Raw genomic sequence first — 16,731 nt, 5'->3', positions numbered from 1 at the left:
AATATAAACTGTAATGATATAACATGTTTTTCTTCGAAGTTCTCCTGCTTTTTCTCCTTGGTTTCTACTGAATTTCATCGCTCTTCTATTGGGATTGTAAACTCACCTATGAAGTACTGCCATCTATGAACAGCCAAATATTTTTGTGCCTCTATATTCTATGAAGGAGGTGGTCGCCAACCACATCATGTTGCGCAACCCGTGTGTTTGATGTGCAAGGCATGAGGTCTTACTCTGTACAGGTTATTTCAGAAACATTAAACCTAGTAAAAGGAGTGGAAAAGTAATTGATTAAACCTAAACGATTCAAGAAACCACTGTCTATCGGACTATCTTTACTAATGGCCTTTTCCTTTGTTCAACCTGCTTTGGCGAATAACACACCGGATGGCTCCAAGCTGGAGCTGAAATCAGCCTCTCACAAGGTCACGACCGCGAAGGTATCTCCGAAACTGACCAAACAGTTTGATGAGAATAACTATGTTACCTATCTGGTCAAATTAAAAGAACAGGTAGACACCAACAAGGTTTCCAAAAATGCTCTCCAAAAGGCCTCACTTGAGAAAATAACACCCTCCGCTGCCAAAATGGCTGCACGCAGCCATGTGATCAGCTCTCTGCGTGAAACCGCTTCAAGAACCCAATATGGGCTTGAAAATTACTTGGACAAGCAATCAGAGAGCGGCGGAGTGAAGGAATATAAAAGCTATTTTATTGTCAATGCATTGGCTGTAACAAGCACCAAGGAGGTGCTGGATCATATTTCGAAACTACCTGAGGTCGATAAAGTCTTACCCAATGAAACGCGTTATCTGCAAAAGGTGACAGTTGACAAGCAAGCAGAGGGAGCAAATGCCAAAACGGCTGAAACAGCTGCAACAGCGACAGCAGCAACGGCGAAGTCTGCAACGGTAGAGAAAGCTGTAGAACTGGAGAAGGACGATGGCAAAACATCGGCTAAGCCTGGCAATGCAGGTAAGAACGCTGTAGACCCATCTACGGTGGAATGGAACATATCCCATATTAACGCACCACAAGTGTGGGAAAAAGGAATCGACGGAACCGGAATCGTAGTTGCCAATCTGGATACAGGTGTAGATTATACACATCCGGCCCTTCATCGCAAATGGCGGGGTCTGGACGCGGCAGGCAATGTCGTGAATCCCGAGCTGAGCTGGTACGATCCGCATAGTCATGCGACGCTTCCGGTCGATCAGGAAGACGATTCCCATGGTACGCATACGATGGGCACGATGGTCGGCTCCGAGGAGAACGGAACGAACCGAGTGGGCGTTGCTCCTGGTGCGAAGTGGATTGCAGTTCGGATTTTTAATCCGGAAACGACGGATGCGATTATACTGGATGGCGGTCAATGGCTGCTTGCGCCAAAAGATGCTCAAGGGAATCTTCATCCCGAGCTTGCTCCAGATGTAGTGAACAACTCGTGGGGAGGCGGACCGGGTCTTGATGAATGGTTCCGGCCTGTGGTTCAGGCATGGCGGGATGCTCAAATCTTCCCCGAATTCTCTGCAGGTAACACCTCTCTTTCCAATCCGGGCGGACCTGCCTCAGTAGCCAATCCGGCGAACTATCCGGAATCCTTCGCTACTGGAGCCACGGATAGCAATGATAATCTGGCCAGCTTCTCATTGTTAGGACCCTCACCCTATGGTGAAGTGAAGCCCGAAGTTTCCGCGCCGGGTGTTAATATCCGGTCATCTGTTGCTGGTGGCGCCTATAAAGGCGGATATAACGGTACTTCTATGGCGGGACCTCATGTTGCGGCCCTTGCAGCGCTGTTGCTGCAAGCGAATCATTCGCTTACCGTAGATCAACTTGAGGAAATTTTGATGAATACGGCTACACCACGAACGGACAGCACATATCCTACTTCACCAAACAATGGCTACGGACATGGTGTCATTAATGCGCTGGATGCGGTCGGTTCGGTCATGCAGGGTCTGGGCTCCGTGTCTGGTAAAGTTGTAACGGGTGGCGACGATCTGGAAGCACCTGTTCTCGAGCATACACCGCCCGCTGCGGCATTCGAGGGTATTGATATACCTCTGACTGCTCATGTAACGGATGATGTCGGCGTGACAGCCGTTGAGGCATTTGCCAAAACAGCGGGTACGTCAAACTATGTATATATTCCGTTGGAACGGACCTCCGGCGACAGCAAAGATGGTACATATCAAGCATCCATCCCGACTTTTTTGGTGGATAGCGCTGGTCTGGAATACTATATTCGTGTAAATGATTACGGTAATAACGGATTTGAAACTGAAGTATATAAGGTGAAAATCTCTAAAGGGGTAAAACCAGGCTACACACAAGACTTTGAAAAAGACATTGCCGGTATTAATATCGGTGGACAGGGCAGTGTTTGGAAATGGGGAACTCCAACAAGCGGCCCTAAAAGCGCACATTCGGGTACAAAGGTCATCGCGACCAATCTCGAAGGCCAATATCAGACCAACTCCAACAGTTATTTTATGGCCCCTCCGATTGATCTGACCGAGAGCTCAAAAGGGGCACTGGTCAGCTTCAAGCATTGGTACGATCTTGAAAACAATTCTGATTTCGGCAAAGTGTACGTAGCAACCACAAACAATCAGAATGCGTTTGAGCAGGTATTATCATTTACCGGCGCCAGCAACGGCTGGAAAACACAATATCTTGATTTGCGGGCATTCGCGGGTCAAAAGGTATACCTCCTGTTCAACTTTACTAGTGACAATACGGTTGTGAAAGATGGCTGGTATATTGACGATCTGTCGATTCAGGAGCCAGACACCGTTGCACCTGCTGCGCCGAGCAATTTGACTGCTGAAGCAGATACTGTGGGCAACGTCACGCTGGCCTGGAATGCTTCCTCCGATGAAGATGTGAAGCAGTACAAGGTGTATCGTTCTACCCAGTCAGGTAAAAATTATGTTTCCGTCGGTACAACCTCAGCACTGACATTCACAGATACCATCACGGTCGGTGGAGCGACCTACCATTATGCAGTGGCGGCCGAGGATTATAGTGGCAATGAAGGAATCAAGTCGAATGAGGCTTCTCTGAGAGTAGACGTGCCGGATACGCTGTATAGCGATCATTTTGATGGCAGCTCGGATAATGGCTGGACTCATTCCGGCACCAAAGATGAGTGGGAACGCGGCATTCCTAAGGAAGTAGGACCAGAGAGCGCAGCGTCCAGACCCAATGTGTGGGCAACCGATCTGGATAGCAATTATGAGAACGGAGCTGAATTTTCGCTGGTTTCACCAAAAATTAATTTGCAAGCTGTACGCAACGCAACACTGACCTTCAATCACTGGTTTGAAATTGAGGCTGGCTATGATTACGGTTATGTGGAAGTGTCCAAAAACAATGGTGACACGTGGAGCGAGCTGGGCAAATTCTCTCACAATACGAACGGGAAAAAGTGGGCTCCAGTTTATTACAATCTGGATAGCTACGCCGGCAATGAAATCCAAATTCGCTTCCGTTTGAAATCGGATAACAGTGTGAACAAGAACGGCTGGTATATTGACGATTTCCGTGTGCTTGGCATTCCAGCTACGACAGTGACTAAGGACATCGTACCTGAGTCGAATATCAAGCTGGAAAAAGCGGAAGAACAGTTCCCGCTGTACAAAATTACAAGTACTGAAAAGAGTGAATTCCAGGAGAAAGTGAAGCCGGCAGAAACAACGGTGGAACGTGGACGTGTCGGTCTCGACAGTCTTCCAGCCAGCGCTACGGTTACGGTATTGGAAACCGGACGTTCGGTAAAAACGGATCCGACCACGGGCAAATACAGCTTCACCCATGTAGCCGGCGACTATACGCTGAAGGCTGAAGCCTACGGTTACGTTCCTCAAACGAAAGCAGTCACGATTGAGAATAACAAAGTCATCAGAGCAAACTTTAGTCTTCAGGCCATACCTCACGGTACGATTCACGGGGTCATTACCGACAAGCAATCCGGTGAACCGATCCAAAAAGCGAAAGTGTTGGTGGTGGAGGATGCACGCATTGCTCCGGTAGAAACGAATGAGGCTGGAGAATTTACGCTGGACGTGCTGGAAGGAACATACACGTTGTCCATTGCAGCCGAAAATTATTATAGCGACAGTGTATCCGTTACTGCTCCTCCGAACGGTAGTGTGGAAGCGAATGTCATGTTGAAACCTTTTATCGGGTTCCAAGGAGGCATTGCTTACGATGACGGGACAGGAGAAAATGCTAGAGCCTTTAACGCGGCAGGCAATTCATGGGCAGTCAGAATGACACCTGAGTCGGAAGTGACTCAAGTGACAGGAGCATCGCTTTTGTTCTGGAACTCTGCCTTCCCGAATCCGGGAGGAACGGCATTCCAATATTCTGTCTATGACGCCTCCGGTGCCGCAGGAGCACCTGGACGATTGTTGGCTGGTCCATTCGACGGGACTGCCGTACGGGATGAGACACAATGGACGACGGTACAGCTCCCAGAGCCGGTGACGGTTCAAGGTGACTTCTACATCGTATATACACAGTCTGCTGTAGGCACACAGTCGCCGGGTCTTGCTACAGATGAAAGCAGTCCCAATGCGCTTCGAAGTTGGCAAGGTGTAAGCGGCACATGGAGCCAATCACCTGAGGAGGAGGGTAACTACATGATCCGGGCTATCGTCAGATATCCGGTGAATGCTCCAACGATTACGACTCCTACGAAGGCTACCTATACGCAGGAAGAGACGATTACCGTAACAGGAACTTCTCCGGCAGAAGGAGCCGATATTCAGCTCTTTAACGGTAAGGAGCTGGCTGGCACAACGAAGGTGAAGGATCGCCAGTTCAGTTTGTCGGTTGATCTTCAACCAGGTGCTAATCCGCTAAGTGTCCAAGCAGCGGTATACGGCAAAATAACGGATCGTTCCGAACCGGTGGTCGTGACACTTGACCAGACTAAACCGGGTCTGATCCTGACTTCGCCAGATGAAGGAGCCCGTACGAATGCGGGTGTCGTGAGCGTCACCGGTACGGTGTATGACGAATTCCTCACCGATTTGACGATTAACGGCGAGCCAGCCGAATTTGGAAGTGACGGCACCTTTAACAAGCGATTGCTTATCAACGAAGGTGAAAATCAAATTACGGTGACGGCCAAGGATCTTGCCGAAAACGAAACAACCGTTACGCGCTCGGTGTATGTCGATACAGCTCTGCCGAAGCTTGAAAACATTAGTCCTGCTGAGGATGTGCGTATTACTCCAGGACAGTCGGTACGAGTATCCTTTGACAGTGCATCCGGTTTGGAAGCGTCCTTCCATGTGGAGCTGCCTTTCAACCTGTCCACTTTGGGTCGCAACGATATTCCATTAAATGAAACTTCGTCAGGCCACTATGAAGGTACTTATTTCACTTCATCTTCTCTGAACCTGGAAGGCGGAGTCATCGTGATCCGGGTAAGGGATGCAGCGGGAAATGAAGTGGAGACGGAGGCACCGGGAAGATTGTATGTAACCAATGGTGGAGGACAGAACCCTGATCCGAATCCACCTACATCCAATGAAAAGCCAGTAGCCATTATTCAGGCTAATGAATCCGCTAAGAAGAACAAAAATGTACAATTTAACGCCAAAGCTTCCCGTGATGTAGACGGTGAAATCGTCAGCTACAGCTGGAATTTTGGCGATGGCGATACGGCAGTCGGTTCCAAGGTGAAGCATAAATTCACCACAGCTGGAACGTATACCGTGGAGCTAACGGTGACGGATAATGACGGCGCAAGCGGTAAGACTGTGCATACGATCACGATCCGTTAACACCCAGTAGGAAATGGAATGCTTGTTTTAGAGTATCAATGAAGGCCCACAGCAAGCCACGGTTTATAGAGGCTGCTGTGGGCCATTTTTAATTGTCGAACCGTTCAGGAAGCGATACAATGAGTAGAACTCTATAAAGTGAATCGTTTCACAATAATATTTTAGCAGGAGAGGATCATATGATTCATTTGCAAAAAGAAAGCGGACGTATCCGTCTTGTACTGGATGCCTATTTTATGGGGGAAGATATCGTTGTACTCATTTCTGGCGGTGATCAGCCCCATTTGGGAACGATTACAGCAGGGGCCAGACTCGAGCCGATTCAAACTGTGCAATTGCAAAATCACAAGGAGTTTTATATTACCGAAGAAATTGCAGTTCGCTTACGAAAAGAGTTTGCGGGCAATTTTGCCATTTGCTGCGGGACACATTTGGACCATGCATCCAAGGACGAAATCCGAGTGCTGACAGATATGGCCATACAACTGGGAAAAGAGCTCATTGGAGAACTCAAGCAAGCACGCTAGTAGCAACCTTTTTAAGTGAACTCTCGAAAGAGCAGATTGCGATAGGGGTATTTACTAAAGGAATACTTAAAAAGCAATGCAAAGCCATCGTCCTCAATTTGTACGGATTTCAGCGCAGAGGATGGAATCAAACTACGGATCATGACATGAACTGCACGCTGGTCTTGTCTGTTGATCGCTTTGGCTAAGGCAGAAGCAAAACATGGATTACGTGCTAATTCGCGATACAGCGGAAAAACGGCTTTTGCGATGGCGCGATGAACTCTCGGCTCAAATGTAAACTGCACAGTCCCCGGTGGAATCGTTGTTCCATTCGTATAATAGAGCATCGGTGGCTGAGCTAAAAAGGAAATAAAGTAGCCGATGCCATTCGTGCCTAAGCCTTGTTTGGCGGCAAATGGAGCTACTGAGCAGAGAAGGGATTTCATCCGATCCAAATTCGCCTGAACGACAGCTCGTGACCATTGAACTGCAAACGCACGGCGAGTTGCTATAGCTTTGTAAAATGGCAGCATGGCAGTGGATATTATCCTAAGTGTGTTTGCATTTAAACGTTTGTGAGGCGAGCGCTTTCTGTGGGATGTTGCACGATATAGCATAGCTCCGACCTCCTTGGCAGGATGCTCTCATGGAGCACAATTGATCTGTAACAGGTAAAATACTGTATGCCCAGTTACCTCAAAAAGTGCTAATATCGCTATGTTTCTTCTTTTTAACGTTCTAATTTAAAAATTCGAAATAAGTACTGTCCTGATTTGTAAGATTGTGGTACCCTAGAACTTATATAATTGCTATTTTTCGTATTGGAGTTGAATTTAACAGATGAGTGATTTGTACAAGGAGCCTCGATCTTCCGATCCTTTTCAGGAGACGAACGATTATAACGCCCCATTTAACCCGCCCCCAGTAGTTCCACCTACCAATAGTAAAGCTGTTGCCTCGATGGTGCTCGGGATTTTATCTGTTGTCATTCCCTATATCGGGTTGATTATCGGAATTGTGGGTATTATTTTGTCCAGTCTTTCCCTGAAGGAAATTAACCGTCATGGCGAGCAAGGCAGAGGTATGGCCATTGCTGGACTGGTATGTAGTATTATCGGTACACTGATTTATACACTGATCATCATTTTTATAGTTATTGTTTTTATTGTAGCGGCCTCCAGTGGCGATCCGGATATTTTTTCAGACATTTAATGAATTGAAGAATGCTTGAGTCAGACAAACCATTCACGATTTGACTATTGGATGCTATGATAAAAGGAGTCCAATGAAGGAGAGTGAAGCCGTATGGCACGTACTCAAACACAAAAAGCGCTAAGCAAGGCAAAACGCGCTGGAATCTATTGCGCGGCACAGAGCCGCAAAACAAATGACCATTATGGCGAGATTTCACAGCACATACGAATGAAGCCGACCAAGCAGGAACAATTACAAAAGGTCAAGCACAAGAAGCGAATCGTTCAGAGCGACGCTTCTTTTTTTGTCTTTAGAGAGAACAGCAGTGTCCTTTTCAGCGTGGATTTATAAAGTAGCAGAGAAATGATTGTATACAAGCGAAAAGCGCTTTTCTGTACCGAAAAAGGACTTGATAATAATTATCATTCTTGTTAGAATATCATAAGAAAGAAGGAACCCGGGCATGGGCTCCTTCATTATAAAGCTAGGCTTGAAATCAAAGATTTACTTGGCTTCGAAGGTTTTGCAGTCTGTTTCTTCAGACTTGTGAGTGTCTTCTGGTCTGTTGCTTACGATGTAAATGGAGCTAGCGCTGCATTTATTCTCTTGGGCCCAGTACGTACAAGAGTTGACTTCACACAGAACGTCTTTTGCCATGTTGTGCACCTCCTTATATGGGTGTGATGGGCTGAGCAAATAGTATCACGGTCAGTCAAGGTAGGACTTGTCCAACTGTGTTTACCCTCTTGTTAGGAAGAGGGATTTTGCTATGCCTACCTGTACAATATCAAATGAAATTTAAAATTGCAATGATAGCATCATTTGCAGTTCAAAGCGGACATAAGTGTCCCTTTTAATTAAAAACAAAAGCTGTCCTCCATGCAGAACGAAATGTTTCTCTGCTGGAGAACAGCTTTTTTTGTTTTTCTAACATAGGGACAGCACTAAAAGACTTAGCGCACGTTAGGAATATTTATGATGGGATCAATATCAGCATCATAGTCCACACCTTCGAACTCAAAGCCGAACAGTTGGAAAAATTCGCGACGATATCCTTCAAGATCTGACAATTCGTAGATATTGTTGGTCGTCAGCGCCTCCCATATCTTCTCAACCTCTGCCTGCACGTCTTCGCGCAGTTCCCAATCATCAATGCGAATACGTCCTTCTTCATCTACAGGAGTTTCTGGTGCGTACAGACGCTCAGCAAACAGGCGGTAGCTCTGTTCTACGCACCCTTCATGCAGCCCTTTTTCCTTCATTACCTTATATAAAGCAGAAATATACAGAGGAACGACAGGGATAGCGGAGCTTGATTGGGTAACGAGTCCTTTGGTGACTGCGACGAAGGCGCGTCCGCCTGTAACTTTCAGCTGATCGTTCAGCTGACGTGCTGTCTCCTCCAGATGATCCTTTGCACTTCCGATACTGCCCTCTCTGTAGATGGCTTGTGTAATATCTGAACCGATGTACGAAAAAGAGAAGGTCGTTGCAGTATCGGCGAGCACGCCGCCAGCACGCAAGGCGTCAATCCACAATTTCCAGTCCTCACCGCCCATAACTTCTACAGTTCCTTGTACCTCTTCTTCTGTTGCGGGTTCGAGCGTCACGCTGCTGACTTCCCCGGTGTGGAAGTTAACGGTCTTGTTTGTGTAAGGCTTACCAATAGGTTTAAGCACGGAATTAAACGTTTCGCCTGTGCGGGGATTTGTACGGCGACCTGAAGCGACACTATAAACCACTAGATCGACTTGTCCCAGTTCTTCGCGAATGGCTTCCACCGTTTTGGCTTTGACCTCATCCGAGAAGGCATCTCCTGTCACGCTTAAGGATTTAAGCCCAGCTTCCTGAGCGGCTTTTTCAAATGCAGCAGAATTGTACCAGCCTGCCGATGCTGTGCGTGTAGCCGTAGCATTGCTAGGACGATACACGCCAATTGTATTGGCACGCGCACCGAAGGCGGCAGTAATGCGAGAAGCCAATCCATATCCGGCAGATGCCCCGATTACAAGTACATTACGGGGGCCTTGGATAGCAGGACGGGCCTGTACATAGTCAATTTGCTCCTGAACATGTTGGGCACAGCCCACCGGATGAGCAGTGGTGCAGATAAAGCCACGTGTTCTTGGTTTGATAATCATGTTATTGTAATTCCTCTCTTCTTGTAGCGATCTTCACCCTTACTATTTTAACTTTTAACTATTTTTTTTCAAACGTGGATTTTAGTAAGTATCCTTTTTACCCAAAAGTGAATCTCTGTACAGGGTGGCAAGTGCCTAAGGGTCTGCATATGATGCTGTAACGATAAACATGAGAAGGGAGAGAGCTGCTTGAAGAACAAGAGCCGAAAAACCAACAGAAACAAAAAGCCGCTCTATCGTGTAATTGACCCGGATATGAATGAGTTAAGTATGATACAACGCTCAAAACCACTGCCTGCGGAGAGGGAGACAGAAGCAAGACTTCATCAAGTTGCTTCTCCGCCTCCCCCAACTACAGAGGAGTCGGAGCTAAAGACAGTTTTCGAGCCTGAAGTCGAGGCTCTGCACGAGAAAGAAATTGAGGTTGCAGATGTAGAGGAGACTCCAGCTTTGATGGAAGAACCCCCACTGCCAGAGCTAGAGCCAGAGCCAGAGATAGAGCTAGAGCTAGAGCCGGAACCAGAACCAGAACCTGATCCAATTGATGTGGAAGAAATTTTGAACAATAAGAAGGCTCCGCATGTAAACAATGCTTTCATCTATACAGACGATTTGAGTGATTTCGCTGTGACAGGTGAAAAGATCGCTCCCGCTTCCATAGATTCCAGCAAGCTGAAACAAGAGAGTATCCAAACGGAATTTCTAGCAGATTATGCTGTTCATACAATTAAAATAGCTGACGGTGCTGTGACTGCTTCGAAGATTGCTCCCGACTCCATTACGGTCGAGCATCTGTCAGACGCATCAGTGGCAGGCAGTAAATTGCAGGATCGCTCTATTAGTGGTGAAAAACTTCGTGATGGCAGCATCACTCCAGAAAAGCTGGCGGATAAAATTATCAGCGGCGATCATATTGCCAATGGCTCGATTGAAAGCCGTCATTTCAAGCAATGGATCGTGTCTTCAGATATGCTTCAAGATCAGTCGGTCACCTCCGATAAAATTCGCAGCGGTACGATTCAATCGAACAATTTGGCGAATGAAGCTGTTGATAGCTCCAAGCTGGGCGATCAGTCTGTGACCACCTCCAAATTGCGGGATGGGGCTGTGGATGGAACTAAAATCCAGGCAGGCAGCATTGAGAGCGCGCACCTGACCGAGCATGCCGTTCATGCAAGGCATTTGGCCCCCGGTTCGATTAATCGCAAGCAGCTATCCGACGGAATTGTGGGCAGGGAACAATTGGAGGAAGGTGTTGTCAGCGGGCGTCATCTGGAGTCTGAGGCAGTCACCAGTACGCACATTCAGGCAGGAGCGATTGAAAGAAAGCATCTGGGTCCTGGCTCCATCGGGGAAGAGCAGCTTGGAACGGGCCAAGTAACAGCCCGGCATATCGCGGATCGGAGTATTCAATCCAATAAACTGGCAGATCAGTCTGTAGGCTCATTGCAGATTGTTGATCAATCCGTCACTTCATCCAAAATATCGGATCAGAGCATTCTCCCACACAAAATTGCCGATGAGGCAGTACTTACCAGACATATTGCAACAGCAGCCATACAAGGACCTCAGATTTCTCCAGAGGCAGTTTCTTCCGTGCATCTTCAATCCGAAATTATTCGGAAAGATCATATTGCACCAGAGGCGGTTACGGAGCAACATTTGCATTCCGGGGCTGTGACAAGCGAGAAAATAGGGAAGGGTGCAGTTCTGGATTACCATGTGGCGAATCAGGCTATCAAGGAAAATCACATCGCTTCGAGCGCTATTAAGTCTGACAAAATCGCTGACGAGGCGGTTATAGAAACTAAAATTGGCACAGGGGCGGTAACCGGAAATAAAGTTGCGTCTCAAGCCATTACCCACGTACACATTGCAACGGGAGTAATCCGTGAAAACCACCTTGCCGACAACAGTGTGGGCGGAAAGGCGTTACAGGCTCAATCGGTGGATTCAACCCATTTGGCCCAGAGCTCTGTACAGAGCAAGCATCTTGGGGAAGAAAGTGTCGGAACCGCGGCGTTGCAAGAACAGTCCGTTACCGCAGACATACTAGGCGAAGGCGCTGTTCATACCGCGCATTTGGCCAGTGGTGCGGTATACTCCCACCATTTACAGGATCATGCCGTTACTTCGTTGAAACTATCGCCGGAAAGTGTGGCTACGGATAAAATTAATGATTTGGCGATTACTGCGCCTAAGCTAGCTGAGGGCAGTGTCACTTCCTCCAAGCTGTCTGCTCGTTCGGTGCAGCCATGGCATATTACGGATAAAGCAGTACTGAGCAACCATCTGGCTGTTGAAGCAGTGGAGGCGAATCATCTGGCGCCGGAATCCGTCACCTCCAACCATTTGCAGTCTGCTTCGGTCCAAACCAAACATCTCGCCCCAGATAGTGTGTCCGGCCATGCACTTCAGTCGGAAAGCGTCACTTCCGAGAAGTTAGCGGCTCGGGCTGTGCAGGCTTCCAACCTGGCGGAAAACAGCGTGGGACCCGGGCATTTGGCTGCACAGGCCGTACAAACCAGACATTTGGCCGCAGGATCAGTAGAGGACACGATATTAGCCCAGAATGCTGTGAAGTCTGAGCATCTTACAGCAGAATCCATCCAATCCGAGCATTTGCAAAGCGGGATCATTCAGGGAGAGCATATTGCATTGCAGGCTATAGCGACTCAAGCCATACAGGATGAAGCGGTTACCTCTGCCAAACTATCAGAGGAAAGTGTAACCTCTACCAAGTTGTCGGCCCATGCAGTGCAGTCCGAGCATATTATGGATGAAGCTGTACAAAGCAACCATTTGGCCGTGGCGGTTGTGGACTCGACCCATCTGGCATCTGGAGCGGTCACCTCGGTGCACCTACAGGCCTCCTCGGTGCTAACGAGACATTTGGCTCCGGATAGTGTGTCCGGTCGTGCACTTCAAGCGGAAAGTGTAACCTCGGAAAAGCTGGCAGCCCGCTCGGTACAAGGATTGAACCTTGCAGAAGGCAGTATCGGCCCTTCACATCTATCTGTGCAGTCCGTACACACGCGGCATTTGGCAGCTGGAGCGGTACAGGATAGAGTGCTGGCAGAGGGAGCGGTGAAGTCCGTGCACATTGCCCCGGAATCGATCCAACCACACCATCTGCATACTGAAATCATTCAGGGCGAGCATATTGCATCCCAGGCCATTTCGACCGATGCTTTACAAGATGAGTCTGTGACATCTGACAAACTGGCAGATGAGGGCGTGACTGCCGCCAAGCTGTCGGCCCACTCCGTACAGTCGTGGCACATTACAGACGAAGCAGTGCAAGGAAATCATTTGGCAGCAGAATCCATCCAGTCGAACCATCTGGCACCGGAAAGTGTCACTTCAGCCCACTTGCAGTCTTCGTCAGTGCTCACGAGCCATCTGGCCCCGGATAGTGTGTCCGGCCGTGCGCTACAAGCGGAAAGCGTCACCTCGGAAAAGCTGGCAGCCCACTCGGTGCAAGGAACGAATCTTGCGGAAGACAGCGTCGGCCCGTCACATTTGTCTGCACAGTCGGTACACGCCCGGCATTTGGCAACTGGCGCAGTACAGGATACAACGCTGGCAAAGGGAGCAGTGAAGTCGGTACACATTACCGCGGGGTCAATCCAGCCACATCACCTGCACACAGGAAGCATTCAGGGCGAGCATATCGCATCCCAGGCCATATCGACCGATGCTTTGCAGGATGCGTCTGTTACCTCCGATAAATTGGTGGATGAGGGTGTGACTTCCGCCAAGCTGGCGGTCAACTCGGTACAGCCGTGGCACATTACAGACGAAGCAGTGCAAGGAAATCATTTGGCAGCAGAATCCATCCAGTCAAGCCATCTGGCTTCCGAATCCGTTACCTCTCGCCATTTGCAGGCTTCCTCAGTGCTTACGAGTCATCTGGCGCCAGATAGTGTATCCGGTCGTGCACTACAGGCGGAAAGCGTCACCTCGGAAAAGCTGGCAGCGCGCTCGGTACAAGGGACGAATCTTGCGGAAGGCAGCATCGGACCGTCACATCTGTCTGCACATTCCGTACACAGCCGGCATCTGGTAGCCGGAGCGGTACAGGATAGAGCGTTGGCAGAGGGAGCAGTGAAATCCGTGCATATCGCTCCAGAATCAATCCAATCACACCATTTGCACCCTGGAACCATTCAGGGCGAGCATCTGGTATCTCAGTCGATATCGACTGATGTTTTACAGGATGAGTCTGTGACATCTGATAAATTGGCCGATGAGGGTGTGACTGCCACTAAGTTGTCGGCTCACTCGGTACAGCCGTGGCACATTACAGATGAAGCAGTGCAAGCTAATCATTTGGCAGAAGAGGCCGTTCAATCAAGTCATCTGGCGCCGGAATCTGTCACCTCAGCCCACTTACAGTCTTCGGTGATACTTGCGAGTCATTTGGCGCCGGATAGTGTATCCGGTCTTGCGCTACAAGCGGAAAGCGTCACTTCGGAAAAGCTGGCAGCACGCTCGGTACAAGGGACGAATCTTGCGGAAGACAGCGTCGGTCCTTCGCATTTATCTGCACAGTCGGTACACACTCAGCACTTGGCAGTCGGCGCTGTGCAGGATACAGCGCTAGCTGAGGGGGCAGTGAAGTCAGTACACATTGCCCCGGAATCCATCCAGCCGCATCACCTGCACCCTGGAACTATTCAGAGCGAGCATCTAGCATCCCTGTCGATATCGACCGATGTATTACAGGATGAGTCCGTTACGTCTGATAAATTAGCGAATGAGGGTGTGACTGCTGCCAAACTGTCGGCTCACTCGGTACAACCGTGGCACATTGCGGACGAAGCAGTGCAAGCCAATCATTTGGCAGAAGAGACCATCCAGTCGAGCCATCTGTCACCGGAATCTGTCACTTCAGCCCACTTGCAGTCTTCGGCGGTACTTGCGAGCCATCTGGCCCCGGATAGTGTGTCTAGCCGTGCGTTACAAGCAGAAAGCGTCACCTCGGAAAAGCTGGCGGCACGCTCGGTGCAAGCGACGAATCTCGCGGAAGGAAGCGTCGGCCCTTCACAATTGTCTGAGCATGCCGTACACCCCCGGCATTTGGCACCTGGTGCAGTACAGGACAGAGCGCTGGCAGAAGGGGCAGTGAAATCCGTGCATATCGCACCGGAGTCCGTCCAGTCGCATCATCTGCAAATGGGAACCATTCAGGGTGTGCATATCGCCTCACAAGCAATACCGACCGATGCTTTGCAAAATGAGTCCGTTACGTCCGACAAACTGGCGGATGAGGGCGTGACTGCCGCCAAGCTGTCTGCTCACTCAGTCCAGCCATGGCACATTACAGACGAAGCGGTGCAAGCCAATCATTTGGCAGAAGAGGCCGTCCAGTCGAGCCATCTGGCTCCTGAATCCGTCACCTCTGATCATTTGCAGGCTTCCTCGGTATTTGCGAGACATCTGGCCCAGGACAGTGTGTCAGGTCGTGCGCTTCAAGCAGAAAGCATCACCTCGGAAAAACTGGCGGCACGCTCGGTGCACGCGACGAATCTCGCGGAAGGAAGTGTTGGTCCTTCACAGCTGTCTGAGCATGCCGTACACCCTCGGCATTTGGCACCCGGTGTTGTACAGGACAGAGCGCTGGCAGAGGGGGCGGTGAAGTCCGTGCATATCGCACCGGAGTCTATTCAACCGCACCATCTGCATCTTGGAACTATTCAAGGTGTGCATATCGCCTCACAAGCAATATCGACCAATGCTTTGCAGAATGAGTCCGTTACGTCCGACAAACTAGCGGATGATGGCGTAACTGCCGCTAAAATATCTCCTCATTCGGTCCAGCCGTGGCACATTACAGACGAAGCGGTGCAAGCCAATCATTTGGCAGAAGAGGCCGTCCAGTCGAGCCACCTGGCTCCTGAATCGGTCACCTCTGATCATTTGCAGGCTTCGGCAGTGATGACTCGGCATATTGCGCCGGGGAGTATATCGGTTCACGCGCTCCAGGCAGGCAGCGTGAACGCTGAGAAGCTTGCACTTCGGGCGGTGCGTGCTTCGAATTTGGCAGAAGCCAGCATAAACTCCGTGCATTTAACGGAGCATGCCGTACACGCTCAGCATTTGGCCGAGGGGGCGATCCAAGGGTCCGCACTGGCAGAAGGCGTGGTGCAGTCCAGGCATATCGCGCTGGATTCAGTCCAGTCGGAGCATCTGCAAGCAGGGGCTATTCAACCACAGCATGTAGGCTGGCAGGCGGTGGTTGAGGATGCTATACAAGAAGGAGCGGTAACATCCAGCAAGCTGGCAGATGGAACGGTACAGTCCCGTCATGTGGCTGAGGAGGCTATTGAGAGCCACCACATTGGAGAGGAAGTTATTGATTCGCATCACCTAAAAGCAGGCTCAGTGACACGGGCTCAGCTGTCCACAGATATTCATCTCTCGGGACTTTTGCCAGAGGAAGGTATCAGTGGCGACAGACTTCAGGCAAACAGTATATCTCGAAACCATCTGCAAGCTCAGGCCGTCGACAGAGAGGTGCTGAGCCCGGGAGCTGTGGGAGCAGAGCATCTGCAGGCCGCTGCGGTACAAAGCCATCATGTGGCAGAGCAGAGCATTGAAGGCCATCATCTGGTGGAAGGCACTGTAGGCTCACGTGAGTTGGAGCTGAACGCAGTGAAGCCGGAGCATTTGAGCATCACTCCGGTTCGTACGTGTGCGAATCAGCCCGCATTGCAGCAGTTCGGCAGAGCGCCGTTTCTTTTGAAAGGCAGTGAAGGAGAGACGGAAGTGACCATTGTATTCGGGGAGCCTTTTGTAAACCCGGACTACACATTAGTAGCGATGACGAACCACCCTCTCTTTCATGCGACGCTGAAATCTCAGACGCCGAATGGAGCAGTGATCGTCGTAACCAAGTGGAACGAAACCGCGCATAACTACGGTATTATTTCCTGGATCGCCATTGGCTAGTGAAGACGGTTATTGTAAAACTCATAGCGTGCAGACTCATGTATTTTCTAAATACAGAACTGCACGCTTTTTCATATACTTTTCACACATTTGCTCCACAATTATGCCGAATTCTCCTGATAAGCTAAAGAT

Annotated in this window: 8 protein-coding genes; 5 read left to right on the top strand and 3 right to left on the bottom strand. The window is 49.5% G+C overall.

Going from position 1 to position 16,731, the window contains the following annotated elements:
• The first annotated feature begins 287 nt into the window (after positions 1-287).
• Positions 288-5,801 (top strand): S8 family serine peptidase, encoded by a 5,514-nt coding sequence (locus tag MHH57_RS18145; protein ID WP_342434373.1) that lies wholly within the window; start codon positions 288-290, stop codon positions 5,799-5,801.
• 179 nt (positions 5,802-5,980) lie between these two features.
• The gene (locus tag MHH57_RS18140) at positions 5,981-6,328 is read left to right on the top strand and encodes a hypothetical protein (protein WP_029515644.1); all 348 of its coding nucleotides are present in this window, start codon (positions 5,981-5,983) and stop codon (positions 6,326-6,328) included.
• Between the two features lie 11 nt (positions 6,329-6,339).
• Here MHH57_RS18140 and MHH57_RS18135 read toward each other — a convergent pair whose 3' ends face one another.
• The gene (locus MHH57_RS18135; RefSeq protein ID WP_029515643.1) at positions 6,340-6,927 is read right to left on the bottom strand and encodes a hypothetical protein; all 588 of its coding nucleotides are present in this window, start codon (positions 6,925-6,927) and stop codon (positions 6,340-6,342) included.
• A gap of 223 nt (positions 6,928-7,150) precedes the next feature.
• Between MHH57_RS18135 and MHH57_RS18130 the strand changes: the two genes are divergently transcribed.
• Positions 7,151-7,522: a DUF4190 domain-containing protein gene (locus tag MHH57_RS18130; RefSeq protein WP_025720792.1), complete on the top strand. Its 372-nt coding sequence runs from the start codon at positions 7,151-7,153 to the stop codon at positions 7,520-7,522.
• 93 nt (positions 7,523-7,615) lie between these two features.
• The gene (locus MHH57_RS18125; protein ID WP_340886161.1) at positions 7,616-7,855 is read left to right on the top strand and encodes a hypothetical protein; all 240 of its coding nucleotides are present in this window, start codon (positions 7,616-7,618) and stop codon (positions 7,853-7,855) included.
• Positions 7,856-8,008: 153 nt separating this feature from the next.
• Here MHH57_RS18125 and MHH57_RS18120 read toward each other — a convergent pair whose 3' ends face one another.
• Both MHH57_RS18120 and fabV read right to left on the bottom strand, forming a co-directional pair.
• The gene (locus tag MHH57_RS18120) at positions 8,009-8,161 is read right to left on the bottom strand and encodes a DUF1540 domain-containing protein (protein WP_013311427.1); all 153 of its coding nucleotides are present in this window, start codon (positions 8,159-8,161) and stop codon (positions 8,009-8,011) included.
• 296 nt (positions 8,162-8,457) lie between these two features.
• Positions 8,458-9,645 carry an enoyl-ACP reductase FabV gene (gene fabV, locus MHH57_RS18115; protein ID WP_029515641.1) on the bottom strand — a complete coding sequence of 396 codons (1,188 nt, stop codon included), beginning with the start codon at positions 9,643-9,645 and terminating at the stop codon, positions 8,458-8,460.
• Between the two features lie 189 nt (positions 9,646-9,834).
• Between fabV and MHH57_RS18110 the strand changes: the two genes are divergently transcribed.
• The gene (locus tag MHH57_RS18110; RefSeq protein WP_342434372.1) at positions 9,835-16,599 is read left to right on the top strand and encodes a WIAG-tail domain; all 6,765 of its coding nucleotides are present in this window, start codon (positions 9,835-9,837) and stop codon (positions 16,597-16,599) included.
• The last annotated feature ends 132 nt before the right edge of the window (positions 16,600-16,731 follow it).

Source organism: Paenibacillus sp. FSL H7-0442 (assembly GCF_038593105.1).
Taxonomy (GTDB): domain Bacteria; phylum Bacillota; class Bacilli; order Paenibacillales; family Paenibacillaceae; genus Paenibacillus; species Paenibacillus polymyxa_D.
This window is presented reverse-complemented; position numbering and strand designations above follow the sequence as displayed.